The 24,584-nt window shown below is 58.0% G+C and carries 20 protein-coding genes and 3 tRNA genes; 16 read left to right on the forward strand and 7 right to left on the reverse strand.

Annotated features, from left to right (window positions below; all coding sequences use genetic code 11):
* The first annotated feature begins 95 nt into the window (after nt 1–95).
* Nucleotides 96–524, forward strand: a complete 429-nt coding sequence (locus tag ROTMU0001_RS08425; protein ID WP_044143867.1) for a YchJ family protein — start codon at nt 96–98, stop codon at nt 522–524.
* 91 nt (nt 525–615) lie between these two features.
* Here ROTMU0001_RS08425 and ROTMU0001_RS09055 read toward each other — a convergent pair whose 3' ends face one another.
* From ROTMU0001_RS09055 to ROTMU0001_RS08445, 4 genes are all read right to left on the reverse strand, one after another.
* A complete protein-coding gene (locus tag ROTMU0001_RS09055) occupies nt 616–1,365 on the reverse strand; it encodes a hypothetical protein (protein WP_005509213.1) in 750 nt (249 codons plus the stop codon).
* Between the two features lie 2 nt (nt 1,366–1,367).
* On the reverse strand, nt 1,368–2,051 hold the full coding sequence (locus tag ROTMU0001_RS08435) for a hypothetical protein (RefSeq protein WP_044143869.1): 684 nt from the start codon (nt 2,049–2,051) through the stop codon (nt 1,368–1,370).
* A 140-nt stretch (nt 2,052–2,191) separates the two neighbouring features.
* A complete protein-coding gene (locus tag ROTMU0001_RS08440) occupies nt 2,192–3,640 on the reverse strand; it encodes an NCS2 family permease (protein ID WP_005509215.1) in 1,449 nt (482 codons plus the stop codon).
* A 321-nt stretch (nt 3,641–3,961) separates the two neighbouring features.
* Complete coding sequence (locus ROTMU0001_RS08445; RefSeq protein ID WP_005509216.1) at nt 3,962–5,428, reverse strand: NCS2 family permease; 1,467 nt, start codon at nt 5,426–5,428, stop codon at nt 3,962–3,964.
* Between the two features lie 347 nt (nt 5,429–5,775).
* On the opposite strand from ROTMU0001_RS08445, the gene ROTMU0001_RS08450 reads away from it, so the two are divergent.
* The 5 genes from ROTMU0001_RS08450 to ROTMU0001_RS08470 all read left to right on the forward strand — a co-directional run bounded on the left by ROTMU0001_RS08450 (nt 5,776) and on the right by ROTMU0001_RS08470 (nt 11,215).
* A complete protein-coding gene (locus ROTMU0001_RS08450) occupies nt 5,776–7,746 on the forward strand; it encodes a hypothetical protein (protein ID WP_005509217.1) in 1,971 nt (656 codons plus the stop codon).
* Nucleotides 7,747–7,752: 6 nt separating this feature from the next.
* Nucleotides 7,753–8,502 (forward strand): ABC transporter ATP-binding protein, encoded by a 750-nt coding sequence (locus tag ROTMU0001_RS08455; protein WP_005509218.1) that lies wholly within the window; start codon nt 7,753–7,755, stop codon nt 8,500–8,502.
* On the forward strand, nt 8,499–8,948 hold the full coding sequence (locus tag ROTMU0001_RS08460; protein ID WP_005507241.1) for a hypothetical protein: 450 nt from the start codon (nt 8,499–8,501) through the stop codon (nt 8,946–8,948). The genes ROTMU0001_RS08455 and ROTMU0001_RS08460 overlap by 4 nt, the downstream gene beginning before the upstream one ends.
* Nucleotides 8,949–9,129: 181 nt before the next feature.
* Complete coding sequence (locus ROTMU0001_RS08465) at nt 9,130–9,495, forward strand: DUF2218 domain-containing protein (protein ID WP_005509220.1); 366 nt, start codon at nt 9,130–9,132, stop codon at nt 9,493–9,495.
* 316 nt (nt 9,496–9,811) lie between these two features.
* Entirely contained in the window at nt 9,812–11,215 is a 1,404-nt protein-coding gene (locus ROTMU0001_RS08470; RefSeq protein WP_005509221.1) for an FAD-dependent oxidoreductase, read from the forward strand.
* A gap of 351 nt (nt 11,216–11,566) precedes the next feature.
* Here the strand turns inward: ROTMU0001_RS08470 and ROTMU0001_RS08475 are convergent, their stop codons facing one another.
* Entirely contained in the window at nt 11,567–12,148 is a 582-nt protein-coding gene (locus ROTMU0001_RS08475) for a hypothetical protein (protein WP_005509222.1), read from the reverse strand.
* A 938-nt stretch (nt 12,149–13,086) separates the two neighbouring features.
* Here ROTMU0001_RS08475 and ROTMU0001_RS08480 point away from each other — a divergent pair.
* From ROTMU0001_RS08480 to ROTMU0001_RS08510, 7 genes are all read left to right on the forward strand, one after another.
* Nucleotides 13,087–13,159, forward strand: a tRNA-Glu gene (locus ROTMU0001_RS08480).
* A gap of 68 nt (nt 13,160–13,227) precedes the next feature.
* Nucleotides 13,228–13,301: transfer RNA gene (locus tag ROTMU0001_RS08485), tRNA-Asp, on the forward strand.
* A gap of 73 nt (nt 13,302–13,374) precedes the next feature.
* Nucleotides 13,375–13,447 (forward strand) — tRNA-Phe (locus ROTMU0001_RS08490).
* Between the two features lie 189 nt (nt 13,448–13,636).
* Nucleotides 13,637–14,584, forward strand: coding sequence for an ABC transporter ATP-binding protein (locus ROTMU0001_RS08495; RefSeq protein WP_005509223.1), 948 nt, complete (start codon nt 13,637–13,639; stop codon nt 14,582–14,584).
* Nucleotides 14,581–15,360, forward strand: a complete 780-nt coding sequence (locus ROTMU0001_RS08500) for an ABC transporter permease (protein WP_005509224.1) — start codon at nt 14,581–14,583, stop codon at nt 15,358–15,360. Before ROTMU0001_RS08495 ends, ROTMU0001_RS08500 begins: the two co-directional genes overlap by 4 nt.
* A gap of 3 nt (nt 15,361–15,363) precedes the next feature.
* The gene (locus ROTMU0001_RS08505) at nt 15,364–16,062 is read left to right on the forward strand and encodes an ABC transporter permease (protein WP_005509225.1); all 699 of its coding nucleotides are present in this window, start codon (nt 15,364–15,366) and stop codon (nt 16,060–16,062) included.
* Between the two features lie 4 nt (nt 16,063–16,066).
* Nucleotides 16,067–17,032, forward strand: a complete 966-nt coding sequence (locus ROTMU0001_RS08510) for an ABC transporter substrate-binding protein (RefSeq protein ID WP_005509226.1) — start codon at nt 16,067–16,069, stop codon at nt 17,030–17,032.
* A 156-nt stretch (nt 17,033–17,188) separates the two neighbouring features.
* On the opposite strand, the gene ROTMU0001_RS08515 is transcribed toward ROTMU0001_RS08510, so the two are convergent.
* The gene (locus ROTMU0001_RS08515; protein ID WP_005509227.1) at nt 17,189–19,021 is read right to left on the reverse strand and encodes an alpha,alpha-phosphotrehalase; all 1,833 of its coding nucleotides are present in this window, start codon (nt 19,019–19,021) and stop codon (nt 17,189–17,191) included.
* A 414-nt stretch (nt 19,022–19,435) separates the two neighbouring features.
* On the opposite strand from ROTMU0001_RS08515, the gene ilvD reads away from it, so the two are divergent.
* Together ilvD and ROTMU0001_RS08525 are read left to right on the forward strand one after the other, a co-directional pair.
* Entirely contained in the window at nt 19,436–21,280 is a 1,845-nt protein-coding gene (ilvD, locus tag ROTMU0001_RS08520) for a dihydroxy-acid dehydratase (RefSeq protein ID WP_005509229.1), read from the forward strand.
* A gap of 239 nt (nt 21,281–21,519) precedes the next feature.
* Complete coding sequence (locus tag ROTMU0001_RS08525; RefSeq protein ID WP_005509230.1) at nt 21,520–22,554, forward strand: hypothetical protein; 1,035 nt, start codon at nt 21,520–21,522, stop codon at nt 22,552–22,554.
* A gap of 122 nt (nt 22,555–22,676) precedes the next feature.
* Here the strand turns inward: ROTMU0001_RS08525 and ROTMU0001_RS08530 are convergent, their stop codons facing one another.
* Nucleotides 22,677–22,955, reverse strand: a complete 279-nt coding sequence (locus ROTMU0001_RS08530) for a putative quinol monooxygenase (RefSeq protein ID WP_005509231.1) — start codon at nt 22,953–22,955, stop codon at nt 22,677–22,679.
* 306 nt (nt 22,956–23,261) lie between these two features.
* Here ROTMU0001_RS08530 and ROTMU0001_RS08535 point away from each other — a divergent pair, with 306 nt between their 5' ends.
* Nucleotides 23,262–24,458, forward strand: coding sequence for an RNase H family protein (locus ROTMU0001_RS08535; protein WP_005509232.1), 1,197 nt, complete (start codon nt 23,262–23,264; stop codon nt 24,456–24,458).
* The last annotated feature ends 126 nt before the right edge of the window (nt 24,459–24,584 follow it).

Raw genomic sequence — 24,584 nt, forward strand, 5'->3', positions numbered from 1 at the left:
GGTTCGCTCAAACTTAACGATTGAAAACAAGAACGCCCGTTCTGCTGGAGGATTTGTATCCTCGGCGGAGCGGGCGTTTCTTTATACTGGGTGGCATGACTGAACTTAACCATGATGACCGCTGCCCCTGCTCGAGCGGCGAGGTGTACGGCGCCTGCTGCGGCAGGTTCCTGGGCGAGTTTGCCGCCTCCGGCACGCTGACTGCTCCCGCGCCGGAGCAGCTGATGCGCTCGCGTTTTACCGCCTTTGCGATTGGCGATGCGGCGTACTTGCTGGCGAGTTGGCATCCGAGTACTCGCCCGGCGACGCTGGAGTTGGAGGATGATATCCGCTGGTATCGTCTGGATATTCTGGGTGCTTCGGGTGGCCCGTTTGATGTGTCCGGTACGGTGGAGTTCGTTGCGTATTACCGTTCGGTGCCGGGTGTTCCTGCGGAGGAGCGGGTGAAGGGCAGCATGCATGAGCTGTCGCGCTTTGAGAAGGTGGGCGGCGCCTGGTTCTACGTGGACGGCGACGTTCGTTAGCTTTCCCGCTCTCGCCTCCTGTGGGGAGGGCGCATAAAGAAATGGCAGAATCATTCCGAAACCGGAACGATTCTGCCGTTCCTTGTTTTAGTTAGCTTCTGTCTTTTAGAAGCTTTTCAAGATAGTTCTCTAAACGAGAGGCTACCTCCAGCTCATGGTCAGAAATAATGCCGGTATATTCGTGAACTGACCTGGAGACACCATCATGAAGGCGATATATCTGTTTTCCAGAAAGCGTCGGGATATCTCGACGCTCTTGAGAATTAAGAACCGAAGACAAAAGAATAATATCTCGGAAATGTCGACTTTTATCGGAATCTCCATTGTTGAGCAGGGCTGATACCTTCTCGTAAAGAGCGCCCAAACCATCAGGAACATTGACTGTAAATTGGCGGTCAGCGCAGAGTACAGATGCTTTACGGGTACGCTCAAGCCCAAACTGGGCACCACGAGTTTCTAACAGGCGGCCAAACCCCGGATACTCATAGGTGCGAGCGGCCTCCGACTGTCCCGAAGGGATGAGGATATCTATCTGAGCTTCACCGCGAACCCATCGGTGATTTTGACCTGATGCGTTGAATCCGGCAATTGAAAATCCGGCATTGCTAAGAGCCTCATGGAACTGACGAACATACGCCCGTGATGCGCGGATATCAAGAATAACGTCGATATCGTGAGTGGATCGAGAACCAGCGTAGCTTCGCTCTGCAGCCAACAGACGCATCATGCTTCCGCCTGCCAGGGACCATCCTTGCGGCATAATCTCTGAGATATCAGCCAGACCAAGCCAAGAGGCACGCTCTGCCCCAATAGCAGGAATCAAAATAGGGGATGCGGTCATGACTAAGACGCTTTCTTGAAAACAGAATCTTGAAGAATGCGCTCTGCCTCAGCGGAGCTTCGCGGATCCCCCAAATCTAGAAGATCTACCGCCACATGCAAGGGCAGAATATGGGGCGGCTCATCGCATTCACGCAAGATAATGTTCGCCGAATCTACAGACGCCGGAAGCAGGTTGTACAGAAAAATGATGTTCTCTAAATCCTGGCTTGAAACATATGCATCAACCATTGAGCCGTACACCTGCGAAATATCGCTACTAATGCCGGTAAGCGACAATGCAGGGTCTTCCAAAATTGCAGGAATCTCAGCGGGAGGGGCCTGCAGATGATGCACTTTCAGGCCGCGGCGAGCTCGGTATCGCTCAACAGACGCAGGTCCTTGCACCTGAATTGCTGAGGCGCGTTCTTTTGCCCTGCGGCGTTCCTCAGCAGATAGAACAGATGACTGACCATCGCAGTAACGCGCCAAAGCGTTGAATGCATCGAAGGAAATAGGACGGCCAGCATTACTGCGGTGCGCAGCGGGAAGAGCATCGACAACCCAGCGGCTTCCCAATTTACGACCTTGGAGCATTCCACGTTCTAAGCGGGCGCGCACGCTTCGCTCTGAAACCTTAGCTTCTTGAGCATACTCTTGAACGGACATCATGGCAGAATCATACCGAAAACGGAACGATTCTGCCATAATTTTCTCGCACCTGGAAGCGATAAGGAACATGCAAGGGCGAACCAGATACGCCAAAGGCAGGCCCCTCGGCAGCTTGAAAACTTACATTCTCAGCCGCATCAGGAACCTGCCTTCAGCAAATATGTAGACTGTCGGACTTAGCTAGTCCAGCCGTTAATGATGCCCATACCGAAGTAGATCACGAATACTGCGGAGACCAGGTACATCAGCCAGTGCACGTCCTTACCGCGGCCCTGCACCAGGCGAATGAAAGTGTACGCCACGAAGCCGGCACCAATACCGTTTGCAATCGAGTACGACAGCGGCATGAAAATAATGGTCAGGAACGCCGGAATACCCAGACCCCAGTCGGTCCAGTCAATATTCACGGCCTGGCGAATCATCAGGAAGCCGACCACGACCAGCGCCGGAGCAACCGCCTCGAAAGGAACGATGGTGACCAGCGGCGAAATGAAAATCGCCAGCAGGAACAGCACACCGGTCACAATGTTCGCGAAACCGGTGCGTGCGCCTGCACCAATACCGGTGGCGGACTCCACGAAAATCTGGTTCGCCGAACCGGACGCGCCACCACCAACAACGGAACCGAAAGCGTCCACAAGCAGGACCTTGTCGATGTCCTCAACCTTGCCGTCCTTCATGGTGCCAGCCTCGGCGGCAAGACCCACCGAAACGCCCATCGCGTCGAAGAACACGGACAGCAGAATGGTGAACACCAGCAGCGAGGCAGCCAGCGGACCGATGTGGGTGAATGCGCCGAACAGGTCAGCGGAACCGATGAGGGAGAAGTTCGGGGTGGTGAACTTCATGTCCGCCAGGGAAGGCACGTTCAGCGACCAGCCGGTTGCCGACTCCTTCACGGAACCGGAGGGGACAACCGCCTCCAGAATCAGGGACAGCGCGGTGGAGGCGAGCACGCCCCACAGGATCGCGCCCTTCACATTACGGATAAACAAGGCGATGGTGAAGAACAGGCCGAAGAGGAAGACGAGGGTGGGCCAGCCGAGCAGGTGACCGCCCGCGCCGAGGCTCACCGGAACGGTGGTGCCAGCTGCGTCAGGCATGCGGCGGATAATACCGGAGTCGACCAGACCGATAAAGGAAATGAAGAAACCGATACCGACCACAATCGCGGTCTTGAGTGACTCGGGGACCGCCTCAAACACCGCGGTGCGGAAGCCGGTGAGCACCAGAACGGTCATAATCAGACCGGCAAGAACGACCAGGCCCATGATGTCTGCCCAGGTCAGGTTCGGGGTGGTGGCAATGGTGGAGGCGAGCAGCGCGTTCACGCCCAGGCCAGCCGCCATGGCGAAGGGCTGCTTGGCGATAACACCCATGAGGATGGTCATCACGCCGGCAACCAGCGCGGTCACAGCCGCGACGGGTGCGATACCGAGGGTGCGTTCGGATGCGTCAGCACCGGTACCGATGACGAGGGGGTTCAGCACCACGATGTAGCTCATGGCGAAGAATGCGGCGAGGCCACCGCGGAATTCTGCGGCGATGGAGGAGCCGCGTTCGGAAATTTTGAAGTAGCGGTCGAGTGCGCTGGTGGGCGCTGCCGCCTTCTGGGGTTCAGACATGTGAGGATCCGTTGATGTTGTTCGGTGTGTACTGTTGCGCCGCCGGTTTCGCGGGTGAAGCTCGCGGGTAAGTCCCGGGTTGGGCGCCACAATGGTTCAACCATTGTAGGCGCCGCCTCCTAGCTTGTGCCGTTGAAACGCGTTGTGTGCGGCGGTCCAGTCGGTGATGTGGTGTTTCCCCGACCCCTGCAACCAGAATTGGGCAGTTGGGGTAGAGGGAAGAATAGCGCAGGGCGGGGTACCGGCAACCCCCAAAGGTGCCGATACCCCGCCCTGATGGCGCCCGCGCCTCCACGTGGGAGGGTGGGGCACCTGATGTATTTAGTGCATCCAGCCGGTAATCAGGCCGTTAGCGAAGAAGATGAGGAACACTGCGGAAACCACGTACATGAGCCAGTGAACTTCCTTGCCGCGACCCTGCACCAGGCGGATGAAGACGTAGGACAGGAAGCCTGCGCCGATACCGTCCGCGATGGAGTATGCCAGCGGCATGAAGATGATGGTCATGAACGCGGGGATACCCAGACCCCAGTCGTTCCAGTCGATGTTCACTGCCTGGCGGATCATCAGGAAGCCAACGAACACCATTGCGGGTGCAACAGCTTCGAAGGGCACGATGGTGACCAGCGGGGACAGGAAGATCGCGACGAGGAACAGTGCGCCGGTGACGACGTTCGCGAAGCCGGTGCGTGCGCCCGCGCCGATACCGGTTGCGGACTCCACGAAGATCTGGCTTGCGGAGGAGGAGGTGCCACCGCCGGCTACGGAGCCGAGGGCGTCCACGAGCAGGACCTTGTCGACGTTCTCGATCTGGCCGTCCTTGATGGTGCCTGCTTCGGTTGCGAGACCGACGGAGGTGCCCATTGCGTCGAAGAACGCGGAGATGAGGATGGTGAAGATCAGCAGAATAGCTGCCATGCCACCGAGGGTGCCGAAGGCAGCGAACAGGTCAGCGGAGCCGAACAGGGAGAAATTGGGCAGCTTGCTGGTGTTGGAGTCCCAGACGGGGACGTTCAGGGACCAGCCGGTGGGGGACTTAACCGAGCTGCCGGAGGGCACGACCTTCTCCAGGATGATGGAGAGGGCGGTGGAGGCGAGCACACCGTAGAGGATTGCACCCTTCACGTTGCGAATGAACAGCGCAATGGTGAGGAACAGGCCGAAGAGGAAGACCAGGGTGGGCCAGCCGAGCAGGTGGCCGCTCACGCCGAAGGAGACGGGCACGGTGGTGCCTGCTGCGTCAGGCATGCGGCGGATGATACCTGCGTTGACGAGGCCGATGAAGGCAATGAAGAAGCCGATACCGACGACGATTGCGACCTTGAGCGATTCGGGGACCGCGTTGAACACTGCGGTGCGGAAGCCGGTCAGCACGAGGATGGTCATCAGCACACCAGCCCATACGACGAGGCCCATGATGGCGGGCCAGGTCAGTCCGGGGGTGGAGGCGATGGTGGTTGCCAGCAGTGCGTTCACGCCGAGGCCTGCCGCCATGGCGAAGGGCTGCTTGGCGACGACGCCCATGAGGATGGTCATGACGCCTGCGACCAGTGCGGTCATTGCTGCGACCTGCGGTACACCGAGGGCGTTGCCGGATGCGTCCTTGCCGAGGCCGATGATGAGGGGGTTCAGCACGACGATGTAGCTCATCGCGAAGAAGGTGGCGAGGCCGCCGCGGAATTCTGCGGCGATGGTGGAGCCTCGCTCAGTGATCTTGAAGTAACGGTCCAGTGCGCCCTTGGCTTCTGCCTTGGGGGTCTGGGGAGCCGCGGTGTTCTCAGAAGACATTCGTGAAAATCCGTAGATACTCATAGTCGGGGCGGGGTTCGGGGTTCCGAGCCCGCATAAAAAAGTGCCACTTCCCGGTGTGTTGGGGAGGTGACACTGTTGTACCGAAATATTCTACGGTTAAAGTTTCTCTAAGCGTTAATCCAGGAAATTCCCAGCTTTCGTTCAGGAGGCCTAATAAGGCACGGTAAAAACTCTAAAATCCGCTGACTAGTAAAAAAATATATGTCATGAATCTAAATAATTCGAAAATCTATACCATTTAGGTTATGAAGGTGGTAGTCTTCTAGCACCAGGCCTGGGGCGGTGAAGTTTTATACCCGCCCGCTACAGACGGGGATTCAACGATGAAAAATGCTCTGAGAGTGTGCGCAGTATTGTGCACGGTTCTGACCTTTCTGCTGGGTAGCGCCCTCATCTCTGTCCTGGAGACGCAGACTCCTCTGGGTACCAATGCGCAGGCACAGCTTTCTCTCCGTGCTTCGCAACAGTCTAAGTCTGAGCTGATTCAGAACTTTGATACTCTGGTGGATCGCTACGCCGCCGATGGCGCCCAGCTGCTCAAGGTGGTCGCCGACCCCGAAGATTTCTGGCACGGAAAATCCATCTACGTTTTTGGGGCAAATTCACTGAGTTCTGACGGTGAAACTATCGATTGGTTCGACCCGGATAAGCACGGGAAAAAATATCCGTCACGAGCACTTGGGGATTCTTCGCTTGACGGCCAATACGCGCTAGCGGGTAGCCAAGAATTTGTGCGTGCTTTTGAAAACCTTGCTCGTGAACAAGGCATGGATGTTAAAGTTACCTCCGTTAACCCGGTGCGTGTTGTATACGGGGCAGTTACTTCTTCGGGCTCTCTGACGAGCCTTATCTGCCTGGCTGTGCTCTTCTGTACCGCAATCATGGGGTGGTTGTCGGTCCGTTCGCGAACTCAGAATATTCTGCTTCTGAACGGATACTCCCCGCAGCGCCTGCAGCTAAGGGATGCACAAGACCTCCTGCTCCTGGCGCTACCTCCTGCAGCGGTAACAGCATTGTGCATGGGATGCGTAGAGGGGTTCGTGTACGGCGTGGCGCATCTTCCTCAACTGATGGGGGTTACGGCGCTGATTTTTGCCGTGTTTACCGTTCTCATGCTGGTTGCTCTACTGCTTATCAACCTCATGACTTGGCCAAGCATTAATGCTGTGGGACGTAGGGAACCGGCGTATCGACGTTTTACAGTTCCGAGTGCAATCGCTAAGTATGCTGTGGTGGTTTTAGTGGCGTGCACTATTCCGGGTCTGGTCTCAAGTGCTCAAGTGAGTTTAGGTAGGAGCGATTCGGCGGCTGGCTGGTCTCTTCTTTCTGACCAGTACACCTTACGGGTGAACGTGCCTGAAGCGACGATACGGGATGAACAGGCGCTCGCCTCCTACGACCAGGCTACAGTGCGTGCTTTAGGTTCTCTTGAATCACGGAACGGTGTCCTCCTGTCCTATGCGTTGGAAAACGTTAAGGGTTTGGAGGGTAGCGGATACGATGGCGCTCTTATGGTGAACCGCGCCTATGTGGACCTTCTTCAGCAACGTCTTGGATTGTCGTTCAAGAACGTTGAGGATAGCAACTTCCCTGGATCTCAGTCTTTGCGTGCAGAGTATTCTTTCCACCAGAAAGACCGGGAGGATCGAGGATTTACTCTGCTCACTGTGGAGGATAAAACCAACTCGTCGGGGGTAACGGTGCCTGCTTTGAGCTCTCAGGATTCACGGCTTCTGAACTATAAAAAGCCCGTTCTTGTGGTGACCGAATCGGCGACTCAGAATCTACAACCTGCCTTTATTTCTGCGGCCTTGACTACCGGTAACGTCATGGTTTCTCAGCCTGCGTCTGTACGGGCAGCCTACAACGCTGAGGAAATTGGGCAGACCCTACTTTCTGTGGACCGCGCGGGAGAAGAACACCTTTACATCGCGCAGCTGGAACGTAACCAGTATGTTGCGCATCTAGTGGGCCTAGCAATTCTCTGTGCGGCACTCATTATTGGCACAGCAATTAATACGTACATTACCCTTGCGGCTCGTGCTCGTAATGATTTTGTTTTACGTACTGCTGGTCTGCCTCTCAGAACAATTTTTAGTGGGTACCTTCTGAAGGAAGCCTGCATTGTGTGCCTTTGCTCTGCTGCTGGGTTGGTACTTCTTCTGGTGCAGGGAGCAGAGTACGCCTTTTCAGCGATGGCGGCACCGCTGTTGTACGGCACTATTCTGGCGTTGGTGCTGAGACTGAGTTTTAGCCGTATCTTCACCGCGACGGTTCACCGTCGTCACGTATAGGAGTGAATGATGAGGAATACTGTTTATCCCTCTGGCAATGTGGAACATCCTGAGGTAACTATCGCCTCCCGCGACATTGTGGTGTATGCGCAGGGGCAGCCCATTCTCCAGAGTCCTCACTTTGAGGCATATGCGGGGGAAGTGACTGGCATTGTGGGTCCGAGCGGATGCGGTAAAACGACGCTTTTGAATGTGTTGGGTCTGCTGATGCCGCCTCATGAGGGTGAGGTTGTTATTGGGGGTCGGCATATGGAACGTGCTCGTGAGAAGGAGCGTCTTGCGTTCTGGGCTGATGAAGCTTCCTTCGTTTTTCAGGATTACGGAATTATTGAGGAATGGAGCGTTATCGAGAATATTCTGCTTGATCGTAAGACCTTTGGTCGTGCTCGTATTACGGATGAGAGCCGCGAGCTTTTGAACGTCATTGGTCTTGAAGGGAAGGAACGTACTTCGGCTGCCCTGCTGAGTGGTGGTGAGAAGCAGAGGGTGGGTATCGCTCGGGCAATCCACAAGGGTGTGCGCTACATTTTTGCGGATGAGCCGACGGCAAGTCTTGATGCTGAGAACCGGGCATTGGTTGTTGAGCTGTTGAGCTCTGCTGCTCGGCGTGGAGCCACAGTTATCGTGGCGACTCATGATGCAGATATGATGACCGCCTGCGATAGGGTATGCCGTCTTGAAGCCCCTACCAGAATTCCCGATTCGGGATTAGTGGATGTAAATGTAAATTCTCATCGGAAGGAGAACGGATCATGACGACAAGGAGCCCTCTAGCTCGTGATGAGTATGATCGTGCGCCGGAAAATTCAGGAAGCGATGCCCCTCAAAAGAATGGATTGCGGCATCTGCCGCGAAAAGTGGTGGGCGTTCTAGTATCTTGCGTGGTGTTTGTTGGCGCTCTTCTGGGCCTGTACTGGGGCGGGGCTTTTGAGCCATGGCTGAATGAGTATTCGACCACTACACCAGCCTGTGCAACAGCTTCTTCACCGGAGGATGTGCAGCAAGCTCTTGCGCGGACTGAAGAGCTTAACGCTATTCGTTCGACTGCGAAGAATGTTGAATTCTCCCAGACTCTTCTGTGTGATGGGCAGAAGGCTGTTTTGACGATTACGTACACTGACCGGTCGGATTTTAAGCGTTTGAATGATGCGGTGACTTCGGCACATTTGGGTGCTGCTGCTGAGATTAAGCTCAAGAGGTAGGCGTGTAAAGAACGGTGGTTGTTTATCGCCCCTGCGCGAACACCGGCGACATATTAGGTTAGTGAACCCTAAGTACCTGCTATATTCGAGGTGAAACAAAGTGTCGCCGGATGCCAGGTTCTGTGTGGTGAGCCTTTTTCGGCATAGATGAGAATTCGGCATAGATGAGAAGGAGCCCACCGTGACTGAAACTCCCCAGGAAAACACCGCTGAGAATTACCCCGCCGCGGAATCCCTGCCGGTACGCCAGCGCGCCGTCGTCGCAACCGACCGCCCCGCCCGATACATCAAGCAGCTCGGCTCGCACATGGGTCGCAAGCTCGGCACCGCAGAACTGCCTGACGGACTGCGTCTCACCTTCAACCGCGACGGCATTTTCCGCGGCTACGGCGACCTGCGCGAAGCCGAGGGCGCCCTCATTATGGAGGTGCGCGCCGCTAATGACGAGTTGGCCGCTGGTCTGGCGGATGTGCTGGGCCGCCATCTGGTCCGCTTCGGCGAACGCGACGAACTGGTCGTAACCTTTGAGGCAGTACCCGCCGCCTAGCAACCGACCCCCTAGTCTTCGTTACCCTGCCCCGCCCTCCTGCACCTCGGAGGGCGGGGCAGTTTTTATGCCCACTGCGTGCGGAGGCGCCCGGAGCCGAACGCGCCGCGCTGCCCGGATTAGGTGACTCCTCCTGAATTACGCGACCCCCGCCCGGATTAGGTGACAGAAAATTGTCCTATTTAGTGGGCGAAGACATATAAGCCCCCGAACACCCGTCAATCCCCGGTAAAATAGGCAAGAAGTGAACACTAAGCTCACCGCCTGTTCGCGCCGCACCGGGCGCCGGACGGTGAACTTCGAAAGGAAGATTTTCGTGTCTGAAGCAGCACGCCCCCTGCGCGTCGCCGTTATTGGTGCAGGTCCCGCCGGTATTTACACCGCCGACATCCTCACCAAGTCTGAAGAGGTCCGCACCGGCGCCGTCGAGGTCGCCATCGACATCTTCGACCGCTACCCCGCCCCCTTCGGCCTGATCCGCTACGGTGTGGCACCGGATCACCCCCGTATCAAGGGCATCATCACCGCGCTGCACAAGGTCCTGGACCGCGGCGACATCCGTTTCTTCGGCAACGTCGAATACGGCAAGGACCTGACCCTCGCCGACCTGCGCGAACACTACGACGCCATCATCTTCGCAACCGGCGCGATTTTTGATGCACCCCTGAACATTAAGGGCATCGACCTGGACGGCTCCTACGGCGCAGCAGACTTCGTCTCCTGGTACGACGGCCACCCCGACTACCCCCGCACCTGGCCGCTCGAAGCTGAGCAGGTTGCAGTGCTCGGTAACGGCAACGTCGCCCTGGACGTCTCCCGCATCCTCTCCAAGCACGCTGACGACCTGCTCGTCACCGAAATCCCCGACAATGTCTACCAGGGCCTGAAGGCTTCCCCCGTGACCGACGTACACGTCTTCGGTCGCCGCGGCCCCGCACAGATGAAGTTCACCCCGCTCGAGCTGCGCGAACTCGCACACTCCCGCGACGTGGACATCGTCCTGTACGAAGAGGACTTCCAGTTCGACGCTGCTTCCGAAGAAGCAATGGAGAAGAACGCGCAGACCAAGGTCATGATGAAGACCCTGCGTGGCTGGCTGGAAGACCAGAAGACCAACGAGCAGACCGCATCCCGCCGCCTGCACCTGCACTTCCTGCAGTCCCCGCACGAGATCCTCGGCGAAGACGGTAAGGTCGTGGGCCTGCGCATGGAACGCAACAAGCTCGACGGCAACGGCGGCATCATCGGCACCGGCGAGTACGTGGACTACCCCGTACAGGCTGTCTACCGCGCAATCGGCTACTTCGGTTCCGAACTGCCCGAAATCGGTTACGACGACAAGCGCGGCGTCATCACCAACGTTGAGGGTCGCGTCGTGGACGAGAACGGCGAGGTCGTTCCCGGCCTGTACGCATCCGGTTGGATTAAGCGCGGCCCCGTCGGCCTGATCGGCTCCACCAAGTCTGACGCACTCGAAACCATCACCCACCTGCTCGAGGACCGCGAGAACCTCTACACCGCACCCGAGCCGGAGGCAGAGGCGTTCAGCGCATACCTGGACTCCAAGGGCATCAAGTACACCACCTGGGAAGGCTGGCACCGCCTGGACGACCACGAGAAGGCACTGGGCGCCGCATCCAAGGATGCAGCCGGTGAGCCTCGCGCCCGCGTGAAGGTTGTGGACCGCGACGAGATGATCAACATCTCCCGCGGCGAGTAATCCTTACGTTGAGTACGTAGAGCATAGAAATCGACCCCGTACCGTGAACCGGTGCGGGGTCGATTTTTGTCTATATATAAGGAAGCGGGGGAGTAGGGGGCTCTCGGAAAGTGCTCGCCTGGAAGAGTTATCGAAAGAGCGGTTAAAGAAACCCACCCCGCACCATGAGGTCATGCGGGGTGGGTTGGGTAGGTGCCGAAGACACTCGAGGACATACCCTCCGGCTACCCGGACGCGCAACGAGCCCATGCAGTGACTCCACGTGCGGCGCATCCCTTAACGGGGTCTAGAAAGCTAAAGAAACACCAAGATTAGCTCTCTAAACAAGCGCATAGCCGTACGGTGTGTAGACTATGCACACTTTTTGAGGACGTCTTCAATGCCCAAAATGGCCTTGAGTACGGTTTCAGTTTCAGTACCCAGCTTCTTGCGAGCTTCACCAGAAATGACGGCCTTCACGATGTTCTTGAAGGTCTTCCACTGCTTGAAGGCGTTAACGAGTGCCTTAATAAGCTTGTAAATGGCGATGCCCAGCTGAATGACAAACTTTGCAATACTGACAACGCAGGCAATAACACCAACGGGGGAGAGCGCTGCGTGGGCGCGTCCATCAGACTTACGAACAGCGGCCTTAGCGCTTGCAATCTGACGGCCTGCGTCAGTGCCCTGGACGGTGGTCAGGTTGCCCAGTGCGCTCTCAATGCCGCTATTAACGCGGTTGGAGGATCCAGGCTTCGCATACTTCAAACGGGCAGGTACCTGCTCTAGGCGGCGCAGAATCAGCTTGAGCTGCTGGTCGGCAGTCATTGCCTTCTGCGGGTGCGCCATCTGCTGTGCCTGCGCTGCAGGTGCAGCTACACAACCGAGAGCGATGGTTGCGGTGCCTACGCCGAGTGCACGGAATGCCGTGCGGCGATTCATCGTTGCGGACACTGGATCCCCCTTTGGATCTCTATGCGGTTTATCGGTGCTGTAATGTGCGGTGACTTTACGTCTGGGGCTCCGGAAGTGGCCCCGTGCAAGGTCCGGAAGTGACCTCACGCCCTCTATAGTACGGTGCTCAAAGAGGGGGCTTCAAGCTATTTCAGGGGGTATTTTCAGCTGGCTTTCATCTCTCCTTGTCAATCGCTAGAGGTTTATCAAATCTTTATATTTCTGCGTCGTCATAATTGCGTAGATATCTGCACTGAGAGAAAAATAAGCGTCTGACAAGCCGGTTTATTGTATTCCCAAGAGTGAATATTTGCATCTACGTGCATTCTGGCCTGTAGTTGCTTTGCGTGGCACATTTTTGAGGGCTCCGGGGAGGCTGGGGTGAACCCTCTAGAGAGGTGTTGCTGTGCACTCTCTTGCAGATATTTGCACCCAGGGTAGCGTCTTGCCTGCATGTCCTATATATGCGCGTAGAAAGTTGTCGAAAATTTTTTGGAGATATTGTGGAGTTTTTTGGCCGCTGCGATGCGCATAAGAGGGGTGTATAAGAGATGTGAAGGTGGGTTTTCGGAATTCTTGCGGGACTGGTGCCGGCATCTTCGGAACAAAATTTTGGAAGATTCTGAAGAAAATCTGTAGAAATCAGAGCGGGAAATAGGGCTTCTTTGAGGCCTCTGTAGGCGCCCAAAAGTCGCTAGAATCCCTCTAAAAGCCCCTGATATGGGGTGTTGTGAAGAAATTTTAAAATTTTTTGAAGTTTTTCTGAATCCTCATTGACAAGCTTAAACACATATGTGCCAGGCTATAAATGGTCGAAAATGGGGGTCAAAATCGGGCAAAATCGAACAAAACGGTTTGCACGCCTCCGCAAACCTGTCATAGACTAGTGGAGGTTCGAACGACGGGATGAAGAAAACGGAACCTGTTCGATCGACTAGGCCCCCATCGTCTAGCGGCCTAGGACGCCGCCCTTTCACGGCGGTAGCACGGGTTCAAATCCCGTTGGGGGTACTTGCAAATCTCTCGATTTGCAAAGCCAAGTTAGATGATATAGAGTTTACTTCTGTTGATTCCAACAAGGCCCCGTAGCGCAGTTGGTTAGCGCGCCGCCCTGTCACGGCGGAGGTCGCGGGTTCAAGTCCCGTCGGGGTCGCTCTGGCCGCGTAAGTTCAGATGATTATTCATCCGAAGACGCGGTCATTGCGTATCTAAAAGTAAATACGCAAGGCTCTGTAGCTCAGTTGGTAGAGCGTACGACTGAAAATCGTAAGGTCACCGGATCGACGCCGGTCGGAGCCACGAAATCCGCCTCCAGGCTTCTACAGTGGGGCGGGTTTTGTTTTTAAAAAACTTTGCGGTTGCAGATACTGCAAAGCCGTCGAAAAGGCGGCATCTTGGGAATAAAACCCTCAGATGCCGCCTTTTTGTATATAGATTGTATACAGAGGCACCTGCCCTATAGCCACTGCAGAAAGCACCAACGCACCCATGACTGCCCAAAATTCAGCCGCCCAAAATTCAACCCACCAACGCCTAGAGGACTCACCTCAAATTCCGTGGGCAAAAAATGCTGCTGTCGATAGTGCGCAGGCGGGCGGAATCCGCTTCGAGAACATCACCAAAAGCTACCCGAGCCGAACCGGTGAACCCACCACAGTGCTGCAGAACCTGAACCTGCATATTCCCGCCGGGCAGATTACCGTGTTCGTCGGACCCTCCGGCTGCGGTAAAACCACTAGTCTACGCATGATTAACCGCATGGTGGAGCCCAATAGCGGCACCATCACCATTGACGGCGTGAACGTGCGCGAGAAGAACCCATACGAGCTGCGCCGCGGCATTGGCTACGTGATGCAGCAGGGTGGGCTCATGCCGCACCGCACCGTCGCGCAGAATATTGCCACCGTGCCGCGCCTGCTCGGTGCCTCCCGCAAGGAGGCGCAGGCGCGCGCCCTCGAACTGCTCGACGTGGTCGGTCTGGATTCTTCGTACGCCAAGCGCTACCCCTCCCAGCTTTCGGGCGGTCAGGTGCAGCGCGTTGGTGTGGCGCGTGCTCTCGCCGCTGATGCGCCCGTCCTGCTGATGGACGAGCCGTTCTCCGCGGTGGATCCGGTGGTGCGTACCGACCTGCAGAAAGAGCTGCTGCGCCTACAGGGGCAACTCGCCAAGACGATCGTGTTCGTCACCCACGACATTGACGAGGCGCTTCTGCTCGGCGATACAATCGCCGTCTTCGCGGAGGGTGGCCGCCTCGCACAGTTCGGTACTCCAGAAGAGATTCTCTACAGCCCCGCCGATGATTTTGTGCGTTCCTTCGTGAGCCGCTCCGTTGCCGGTCTGCTGGATGAGCAGACGGTGCGCCAGGCGCGTGTACGCCGACTTGCCGTCTCCCGAGAAGCGCAGAATAGTGCGGCAGAAGGCGAGAAAAGCGAATGAGTCTTCTGGAAAATATTGTGCTCGCGGAACCACCTCTCGCCGCGCATCCCCTAGTGGCATCACCTCTCGCCGCAAGCGATATGCACTGGGAATGGGTCGCCACCAATAGTCAGCGCATCCTCGAGCTGACCCTCAGTCACCTCTACCAGGGCGTTGTGCCCGTCGCGATTGGTGCTCTCGTCGCGCTGCCGGTCGCCTACTACGCGAGCCGTCGCCGTGACCGCGGTTCCGAACGCCGCATAGGTGCGCGAACCCTCATGCACCTCTCCTCGCTGCTATACACCATCCCCTCGATCGCGCTTTTCGTGCTGATGCCGCTCATTCTGGGAACCTCCATTATTTCCCCGCTGAACGTGCTCGTCGCCCTGAGCGTCTACTCCTTCTCGCTCATGGTGCGCTCCGGCGTGGATGCCTTCGACTCCGTACCCGATAGCGTGCACGAATCTGCACGCGCCCTCGGATACACGCCCCGACAGGCACTGATGGAGCTCTACCTGCCCCTCGCTACGCCCGTCATTATGGCGGGAATCCGCGTGGCAACCGTGGCAAATATTGCGATGGTATCCGTGGGTGCCCTCATCGGCGTGCCCTCGCTCGGCACGCTCTTCACCGACGGACTCGCGCGCAATATCCCTTCGGAGATCCTGGCTGGCGTAATCCTTAGCCTGCTGCTCGCGTTGGTCCTCGACCTGCTCCTTATCCTTCTGACGAGGGCACTTACACCCTGGCAGGCGGCTACGATTGCGAACCGCCGCAGTCCCGAAAGGAAGGCATAACCCGTGAATGTCATAGAACGAACCTTCGCCTACCTCATGGACGGCGCCAACTGGCAGGGAAACGGCGGAATCCTCGTGCGCCTGCTCGAACACCTGAGCGTCACCGCCCTCGCCACCGCCTGCGCGGCACTCATCGTCGTACCCCTCGGCCTCTGGGCTGGACACCACCGACCTTCCGACGGCACTAACCGCCGCCGCAGCAACCTGCTCATGAGCGCCGTAGCCGCCACCCGCGCGCTACCCGCGCTCGGTCTGCTCACCCTCCTGGCGCTCTGGCTGGGCGTCTCAACCCTGCCCGCCCTCATCGTGCTCATTATTATTGCGGCGGCCCCCCTGCTCGCTGGAGTTCTTGAAGGCCTCGCCGCCGTACCGGAAGACCTCGTGGATGCAGCCCGCGCCCAAGGCCTGACCGAATGGCAGATCCTGACCCGCCTCGAAATCCCGCTTGCCGCCAACATGATGCTCGGCGGGCTCCGTTCCGCACTCGTGCAGGTCATCGCAACCGCGACCATCGTCGCCTACCTGAGCGGCGGAACCCTCGGCAGGTACCTCTTCGACGGGCTCGCCGTGCGCGACTACCCGCGCATGCTCGTCGCAACCCTGCTCGTGGCGCTTCTCGCCTTCGCCGTGGATGCGCTCATGGGCCTCATGCAGCGTGCGCTCACCCCCGCGGGGCTCACCATCAACCGGAAGAAGGCATGAACCGATGAATCAATCACCTCAAACCTTCTCGCGCCGTACCGTATCTCGTCGCACTGCCCTAACCGCCGCCGGAGCGCTCGGCATGGCGGGTATTCTCAGCGCCTGCGGGCTCAGCGGCGACAAAGTTTTCAGCGGCGAACACGAAGGAATCATCGTCGGCTCAGCGGCCTTCGCCGAATCCCAAATCCTTGCCGAAATCTACGCTGGAGCCCTCGCCCGGTCGGGATTCAATGCCCGCACCCAGCTGAGCATCGGCGCCCGCGAGGCGTACCTGGGGGCACTCGCCTCCGGTGCGGTGGACGTTATCCCGGACTACTCCGGAAACCTGCTACTTTACCTCGACCCGAAAGCTACAGCTAACACTGCGCAGGAGATTCTGCGGGCGCTACCCGCCGCCCTCGGCACCCTCACTACGGGTGGCTCCGGGGCTGAAATCCGCGCCCTCAACGCCTCCGAGGCGGAGGATAAGGATTCCCTGGTCGTTACCGCGCAGACCGCCCAGAAGTACAGTCTGCGAAGCCTTGAAGACCTCGCCTCCCGCTGTACGAATCTGAAGCTTGGCGCCGCCCCGGAGTTCGCCGAGCGCGCTTACGGCATCCCCGGCTTGAAGGAGAAGTACGGATGCGTTCCCGCCGAGTTCGTGCCCCTCTCGGATGGTGGCGGCGCGCTGACCGTCAAGGCTCTGCTGGATGACACCGTGCAGGTGGTTGACCTCTACTCGACTACCCCCGCGATTGAGCAGAACAAGCTGGTGGTGCTGGAGGATCCGAAGAACATGATTCTGGCTCAGCAGGTGCTGCCCATTATCAATACGTCGCGAGTTCCCGACTCCGCGGCGGAGGTTCTGAATCGCGTCTCGGCGAAGCTCACCACCGCCGATTTGCGCACTCTCAATGACCGTGTTTCGGGTACCTCTAAGCAGGAGCCCGCGCAGGCGGCGGCTGCCTGGCTGAACGAGCACGGCTTCTAAGATTCTGCCTGATATTCCATATAAATTCCTCTATAGGAATGTCTATAAACAAAACCGACCTGGCAATATTCTAAAAATAGAATATTGCCAGGTCGGTTTATATTGCCCATCTCCCACACGTCTCCCACAGGTTAGGGGAGGGGCATGTAGTAGCTTTTAGCCCTCAATCAGCAGCGCCAGAGCCTCGTAGGGGCGCAGGCTCAGCGTCACCGTCTCAGCCGAATCAGATACAGCAGAATCCGCCGCAGCAGAATCGACCGCAGAATTCTTGTAATTACACACCAGCACGCGACCGGAACGAACGAACTCGGCCGGAACCTCAATCTCGGTCGGCTCACCGTAGAAGTTCGTCAGCACCAGCATGCGCTGTGCCGGGCTACCGTTCTCAGCACTAGTCTCAGCGGGCAGCTCACGCAGGTACGCAAACACCCGCTCGTGATCCAACGCGTAGGGTGCGTACGAACCCGCAGAGATGACCGGGTACTGCTTACGCAGGGCAATCAGGTTGCGGTAGTACGGCAGAATCACGCCGTCGCGTTCCTCATCCTCCACCGAAATACCGACACCGGTCGCCGCATCACGCACCGGGGCGGGAGCCAGCCACGGCGACGTGGAACCAAAACCGGCAGTCGCTGGATCCGCGGTCCACTGCATCGGCACACGCGAATTATCGCGAGCCTTCGACGCCACAATCTCCAGGGCCTGCTGCTCGCTCAGGCTGCGCTCACGCAGCATCGCGTAGGCGTTGTGCGCCTCCACATCCACGTACTGCTCAATCGAGGAGTAGACCGGGTCAATCATGCCGATTTCCTCGCCCTGGTACACGTACGGGGTGCCGCGCAGCAGGTGAATCACGGTCGCCAACATGGTTGCCGACTCGGCACGGTAACGCTCAACGTCACCAAAACGGTTCAGTGCGCGGGGCTGGTCGTGGTTATTCCAGAACAGCGCGTTCCAGCCGCCGCCGGCCTGCATACCCAACGCCCAATCGTTCAGGATCTGCTTCAACTCGGCAAAACGGAACGGCACCTTCGACCACTTCTCGCCGTTCTCGTAGTCCACCTTCAGGTGGTGGAAGCTGAACACCATGTCCAGCTCATGGTTTGCCGGGTTGGAGTAGCCTACGCAGTTTTCGATGCTGGTCGAGGACATTTCGCCCACGGTTACGGTGTCATCATACTGACCGAAGGAGGCGCGGTTCAGCTGCTGAATACGAGTGTGCACAATCGGGGTGTCGGTGTACTGTGCCTTGTCCACGGTGCCTTCGGGGGCGTCGAGTAGCTCTTCACCCTTGCCGATGACGTTAATAACGTCGAAACGGAAGCCGCGCACGCCCTTCTCGTACCAGAAGTTCACGACCTTAAACAGCTCGTCGCGCACAGTCGGGTTGTACCAGTTCACGTCTACCTGGGTGCGGTCGTACAGGTGCATGTAGAACAGGGGAGTGCCGTGCTCATCCGTGTACTCGCCAAAGCGGGACCAGCAGGAGCCGCCGAACTTCGACTCCCAGTTGGTCGGTTCGCGCAGCTGACCGTCCTCGGTGTATTTGCCGGGGCGAATGTAGAAGTAATCCCAGTACTCGTGCTCACCGGCGAGCGCACGCTGGAACCACTCGTGCTCGGTCGAAACATGATTGAGCACCATGTCGAACATGACGCCCACACCGTGCTTGGCAAGGGCGGCAATCATCTCTTCGACGTCCTTCATGGTGCCCAGGTCGGGGTTGATGGCGTAGTAGTCGGAGATGTCGTAGCCATTGTCGTTCTGCGGGGAGGCGAAGAACGGGTTGAACCACACCATGTCCACGCCCAGAGAAGCAATGTAGGGAACCTTCTCGATGACGCCGCGCAGATCGCCGTAGGCGCCACCCGCCGCGGAGTAGAAGGACTTGGGGTACACCTGGTAGATGACGGAGGACGCGAAATCCTTACCGCCTGCCGGGGTGGTTGCCGGCGTGAGGGTGAGCGATGCGGTGGGTGCCTGTGTCATAGAAACCTTCTGAAATGTAAGCAGGGTTCAGCGTGTATAAAAGCGTGTATAAATCAGTGTGTTGGAAATGAACCGCACCGGTGCTACGTGTGGTGCTACGTATGCGCAGCGAGGCCCGTACGCGGCAGGCACGGCAGCCCGCCGCCTCCCGGTGCGTTCGCCGACTGAATATCGCCGCCCGCAACCTGGGCTCATTCCAGATTAGGGGGCATAATGGGGTGATGTCCCCCGTCTACCCCAAAGGGGGCAATTCTGCCGCAGATCCGGCACAACCCCGTGGCCTCAACACTCCCACCGATAGGCGGTTGCAGGCTCGTGCGCGTTTCGATGCATGAAACCAAAGTGACCCTGAGCTGAAGAGCGTTGGACGCCGCGCGTAAAATCAGTACTTGCATCACTACGGAAGGTAAAACAATGCCAGAACTGCGTTCACGTACTTCAACTCACGGCCGTAACATGGCTGGTGCCCGCGCCCTGTGGCGTGCCACCGGCATGGGCGATGATGACTTCGGCAAGCCCATTATTGCTATCGCGAACTCCTTCACCCAGTTCGTGCCCGGCCACGTGCACCTGAAGGACATGGGTGAGCTGGTCGCCGGCGCGATTCGTGAGGCTGGCGGCGTCGCCAAGGAATTTAACACCATCGCCGTTGATGACGGTATCGCGATGGGTCACGACGGTATGCTCTACTCGCTACCTTCCCGCGATCTGATTGCTGACTCGGTCGAGTACATGGTCAACGCGCACCGTGCCGACGCGCTGGTCTGCATCTCTAACTGTGACAAGATCACCCCCGGTATGCTTCTGGCGGCTATGCGCCTGAACATCCCCACCATCTTTGTCTCTGGCGGCCCCATGGAGTCCGGCGAGGGCATTGAGGGTATTGTTGAGCACCGCCTCGACCTCATTGATGCCATGGTGATGGCTGTTGACGATAGCGTCAGTGACGCTGCGCTCGCTCAGGTTGAGAAGAATGCGTGCCCGACCTGCGGTTCGTGTGCGGGTATGTTCACCGCGAACTCCATGAACTGCCTGAATGAGGCGATTGGTCTGGCGCTGCCCGGTAACGGCACCACCCTGGCTACTCAGGTTGCTCGTAAGGAGCTGTTCCTGGATGCTGGCCGCCGCATCGTTGAGCTGGCTAAGCGCTACTACGAGCAGGATGACGAGTCGGTTCTGCCCCGCTCCATTGCGACCAAGGAGGCGTTCGAGAACGCTATGGCGCTGGATGTGGCGATGGGCGGTTCGACCAACACCGTGCTGCACACCCTGGCGATTGCGCACGAGGCGGGTGCCGACTTCACCCTGAAGGATATCGACCGTATTTCGCGTCAGGTTCCCTGCCTGGCGAAGGTCGCCCCGAACTCCACTAAGTACCACATTGAGCACGTGCACCGTGCCGGTGGTATTCCCGCCCTGCTGGGTGAGCTGAACCGTGCCGGTCTGCTGCACAAGAACGTTCATTCTGTTCACGCTGATTCGCTGGACGAGTGGCTGGACGAGTGGGATATCCGCGGCGGCAAGGCGAGCGAGAAGGCGAAGGATCTGTTCCTCGCAGCTCCCGGCGGCGTGCGCACCACCCACGCGTTCTCCACCGCGAACAAGTACGAGTCCCACGAGACTGACGCTGAGAACGGTTGCATCCGTTCGGTCGAGCACGCCTACACCAAGGACGGCGGCTTGGCGGTCCTGTACGGCAACATCGCCCAGGACGGCGCAATCATCAAGTCCGCAGGTATTGATGAGGAGCTGTTCCACTTCAAGGGTCGCGCCTTCGTGGTCGAGTCTCAGGACGAGGCTGTGCACGAGATTCTGTCGAAGAACGTGAAGGAAGGCGACGTTGTCGTCATCCAGTACGAGGGCCCGAAGGGCGGCCCCGGCATGCAGGAGATGCTGTACCCGACCTCCTACCTGAAGGGTCTGGGTCTCGGCAAGAAGTGCGCGCTGATCACTGACGGTCGTTTCTCCGGTGGTACCTCCGGTATTTCGATTGGTCACGTCTCCCCGGAGGCTGCTGCTGGCGGCGCAATCGGCCTGGTGCAGACCGGCGACGAGATTGAGATTGACGTGAACAACCGCATCCTGCGTGTAAACGTTTCGGATGAGGAGCTGGCTGCTCGCCGCGAGGCGAAGGGTGCCGCACCGTGGCGTCCGACCAAGCCGCGTGAGCGTCACGTATCGAACGCCCTGAAGGTGTACGGTATGCTGGCTGCTTCGGCTGATAAGGGTGGCGTGCGTATCCTGCCTGAGGACGCATAAACCCCTCACGTATCGTGTGAGAATTTAATATTCTTGCCCCTAAGGGTCGGTGCTCTGTTCTGCAGTTTTTCTGCGGGGCGGGGTGCCGACCTTTTTAACGTTTTTGAGAGTCCGGTGCGGCGTATTGCCTTGTCAGTTGCGGTGCAGTAGGGTGTAAGAAGGTATTTAGGTACCCGATTCACCGACTCAGCACAACCACTCAACACAATGCAATTCGCAACCCTCACGAGGACGTATTCATGATTACCCTGCCCGCACGCGCACAGCGTGCCTTTACTTGCCGTGCCCTGGCGGCTCTTGCCTGCATCGGTGCGCTCGCTTTGAGCTCTTGCTCTGCCCAGCCTCAGGCTGATGATTCTGAAACCGCCCCGATGAAGGTCGCGACTTCCTCGGCGTCCGTTGATGCGAAGACCCTGTTCACCGCGGCGGATGGTTCCTGGAAGCCGAATACTGTGCAGATCTCTGCCGGCTTGGATTCCCCTGCAACCTACGATTCGGTGGCGACCCCCACGAATGAGCCGAGCACCAACGCCGAGTACGAGGCGGCATACGCCACGGCGAGCGGCTCCGTGAGCACTATCGATCCTGGTACTCGCTGTGGCGTGACGAGTCTGCTGGGCGGTTCCGCCGGTATTTACGTGTATGACGGTTCGGATTGTGCCAAGGCTCAGGAGGCGGTGCGCCTCTTCAACAGCCGCAAGAACCAGGACGGCGCGGCGAGTGTTGAGTGGTACCAGTGCGCTACGAAGGTGCAGGGCCGCGACTACATTACGGGTGCCTGCTTCACGCAGGGTGGTAGCGTTGAGAAGCCGCGCCTGGCGCTGATTCCGGCACAGACCCGCATGCTGTCGGGTACGCTGACTTTCGCTGAAGCGTACGGTGGCGGCACTTTCGGTCAGGGTGATTCTGCGAAGACTGTTGAGGCGCTGCGTTTCACCAGCCCGGACTCTAAGGTCGCGTGCTCGGTGACCCCGTCGGGTGTGGACTGCCAGGCGATGGTGGGCGTGACCCTGGAGGGCTGGGATGCCGCATCCGGTAAGGCGCAGCAGCGCGTGCACATGGTGCAGGGCCAGGCGCCCGAGGTGAGCCTGGTCGGTCAGACCGCCACCCCGGAGCCGGTGAATACTGAGGGCATTGTTGCCCTGTCTACCGGTCAGGTGGTGACTGCGTACGGTTACACCTGCAAGTCGGTGAATACCGGTAAGGTGCATTGCGTGAGCGCGACGAATGGTTTCACACTTGATTCGATGGAGGTTGGCCTAGAGCGCCGATAAGCCGAGAGCGCCGCTAGTAGCCGCGCTCGCCTCCAAGGCTGGTATGCCTCCATGGCTGACATACGAAGGTGCCCGGCACCCCTCGCGTAGGGGGTGCCGGGCACCTCGGTCTTTAACGTTGCTTAGCGGAAGTTGACGATGCGAACGTCCAGCTCGGAGGAGAGCAGCGGCTCCCATGCGGCGACAGCCTTCTGGAAGTGCTCGGTGCCCATGTGCTTTTCGAGCAGTGCCTGGGATTCCCAGCGCTCGATGAATGCGAAGTCGGTGTCGGAGACGGCACCGAAGTCGTAGCTGACGTTGCCTTCGTCCTGGCGGCTTGCGGTCACGAGCGGTTCGATGGTCTTGAGGAATTCTTCGACGTGCTCGGGCTTGACGGATACTCCGGCGTAGACACCAATCATGGGGCTCTCCTTGTGGGGTGGTGCGGCGGTTGCCGCGTCGTATATGACTCTTTTACCGTACACCTTTCCCCGCGCCTCGGTGAGGTATGCGCGGGGGTTTCTCGCGCTGTGTTCTCACGCTGTGTTTTGTGCTGGGTTTTGTGTTGTGCCGGTGTGTGAGAGGAGTTGCGGTTATTCCATTCGCTAACTGTAAAAAAGGTGTTTTATATTTGCGTGCCCCTTTCTTTTCGACCTATAAAAGAATGAGGACGATACACCGCATGAATGGAAGGAGAAGCGGTATGGCACGCATGGGGGGTGACACTCATGGGATTTTCACCGGCGCATATCAAACGATGCACCCTGACCTGGGAGGCGCCCGACTATAGCGCCTCGTACCCTGCCGGGTACACGGATCAGGGCGTTGCTGTGATTGCGGTGGCTCAGGAGCATCGTAAGGCGCAGGGTTTTTGCTATTCAGCCTTGTCGACGGTGGTTTTTATTTCTAAGCAGGACGGCACCCGCACTGTGGTGAATGAGGAGCCGATGCTTTTCACTCACGTTCATTCCCTGATGGAGTGCTGTGATGAGGTGCATCCGCGTCTGCTGGGTCGTGCCGTGCTTTCTGCGTGGGATGTGGTTCCTGAGCAGTACCGTCAGAACCTGGTGACGATTGCTGCTGACCGTAAGAATTTGAAGCATCTTTTCCGTGATTGCGACCAGTTGAAGGGGATTATGGAGTACCGCGCCTTTGAGAAGGTGCTGGACCCGTACGATAACCATTCTTTGGGTGAAGTGCATGTGAAGCTTGCTGGCACGCCCGCGTATGAGCGGATGCAGGCTGAGGTGTGTGCGGCACGTACCGCCGTGGATGAGATGGTGGAGGAAGCACTGACCCCTCGTCCGCTGGATCAGCTGCAGGACTATAGCGTTTTCACGGATTGTTCGTTCCGTTCGACTCACAATAAGAAGTATCAGCGTGGCGGCCGTATGGGTATCGCCGGCGTGAGTGAGGACGGCTTCTATTTTCATGCCCACTATGATGGCGTGAACATTATGACCGGTGAGCTGTCTGCGATGTTGGCGGCTTATACGGTGTTCCATAGCGGTTCGCGCCGCCTGATTATTCATACGGATTCTTTGGGTGCGTTGACGTTTGTGTTGCGTTTGGCGCATAGCCGTTGGGCTTTTGAGGCGTGGGTTTCTGAGGGTATTCAGGATGAGCGTGTGGTGGCTCAGATGCGTGCTTTGACGGAGGCTATCCGCGAGAAGCGTGTGCTGGTGAAGCATGTTCCGGGTCATACGGGCCACGGTTTGCAGGAGAGTAGCGACTCTGTGTCGAAGATGCATCGCCATTTTCCGGGGCAGATTGTGGATAAGCGTCATCAGAGCGAGTTTAATCAGCGTTGCGAGTCGATTATTACTGCTTTGTCGGGTTGTGCGAAGGCTGTTCGTTTGCTTGCGCCGGAGTGGTTGCAGATTAAACCTTCTTCAATCCACACGGGAAACCGTTTATGGCGCTAAACTAGTCCAGGGTAGAAATGAACGCGCGATGCATTCGCCGCATACGAGGGTATGCGATGTCGGAGGTGTCGCGTGTTTCTTTTTGCCCTTTTTCTGTGTGTGCTTGTTCTGCGTGTGCTTGTGTGC

It is taken from the genome of Rothia mucilaginosa ATCC 25296 (assembly GCF_000175615.1).
Classification (GTDB): Bacteria; Actinomycetota; Actinomycetes; order Actinomycetales; family Micrococcaceae; genus Rothia; species Rothia mucilaginosa.

Excerpts from the sequence above, each read along its gene's own strand:
- ROTMU0001_RS08425 (WP_044143867.1), top strand. The coding sequence starts at position 96 with ATGACTGAACTTAACCATGATGACCGCTGCCCCTGCTCGAGCGGCGAG.
- ROTMU0001_RS09055 (WP_005509213.1), bottom strand. The coding sequence starts at position 1,365 with ATGACCGCATCCCCTATTTTGATTCCTGCTATTGGGGCAGAGCGTGCC.
- ROTMU0001_RS08435 (WP_044143869.1), bottom strand. The coding sequence starts at position 2,051 with ATGGCAGAATCGTTCCGTTTTCGGTATGATTCTGCCATGATGTCCGTT.
- ROTMU0001_RS08440 (WP_005509215.1), bottom strand. The coding sequence starts at position 3,640 with ATGTCTGAACCCCAGAAGGCGGCAGCGCCCACCAGCGCACTCGACCGC.
- ROTMU0001_RS08445 (WP_005509216.1), bottom strand. The coding sequence starts at position 5,428 with ATGTCTTCTGAGAACACCGCGGCTCCCCAGACCCCCAAGGCAGAAGCC.
- ROTMU0001_RS08450 (WP_005509217.1), top strand. The coding sequence starts at position 5,776 with ATGAAAAATGCTCTGAGAGTGTGCGCAGTATTGTGCACGGTTCTGACC.
- ROTMU0001_RS08455 (WP_005509218.1), top strand. The coding sequence starts at position 7,753 with ATGATGAGGAATACTGTTTATCCCTCTGGCAATGTGGAACATCCTGAG.
- ROTMU0001_RS08460 (WP_005507241.1), top strand. The coding sequence starts at position 8,499 with ATGACGACAAGGAGCCCTCTAGCTCGTGATGAGTATGATCGTGCGCCG.
- ROTMU0001_RS08495 (WP_005509223.1), top strand. The coding sequence starts at position 13,637 with ATGACTGCCCAAAATTCAGCCGCCCAAAATTCAACCCACCAACGCCTA.
- ROTMU0001_RS08500 (WP_005509224.1), top strand. The coding sequence starts at position 14,581 with ATGAGTCTTCTGGAAAATATTGTGCTCGCGGAACCACCTCTCGCCGCG.
- ROTMU0001_RS08510 (WP_005509226.1), top strand. The coding sequence starts at position 16,067 with ATGAATCAATCACCTCAAACCTTCTCGCGCCGTACCGTATCTCGTCGC.
- ROTMU0001_RS08515 (WP_005509227.1), bottom strand. The coding sequence starts at position 19,021 with ATGACACAGGCACCCACCGCATCGCTCACCCTCACGCCGGCAACCACC.
- ilvD (WP_005509229.1), top strand. The coding sequence starts at position 19,436 with ATGCCAGAACTGCGTTCACGTACTTCAACTCACGGCCGTAACATGGCT.
- ROTMU0001_RS08525 (WP_005509230.1), top strand. The coding sequence starts at position 21,520 with ATGATTACCCTGCCCGCACGCGCACAGCGTGCCTTTACTTGCCGTGCC.
- ROTMU0001_RS08530 (WP_005509231.1), bottom strand. The coding sequence starts at position 22,955 with ATGATTGGTGTCTACGCCGGAGTATCCGTCAAGCCCGAGCACGTCGAA.
- ROTMU0001_RS08535 (WP_005509232.1), top strand. The coding sequence starts at position 23,262 with ATGGGATTTTCACCGGCGCATATCAAACGATGCACCCTGACCTGGGAG.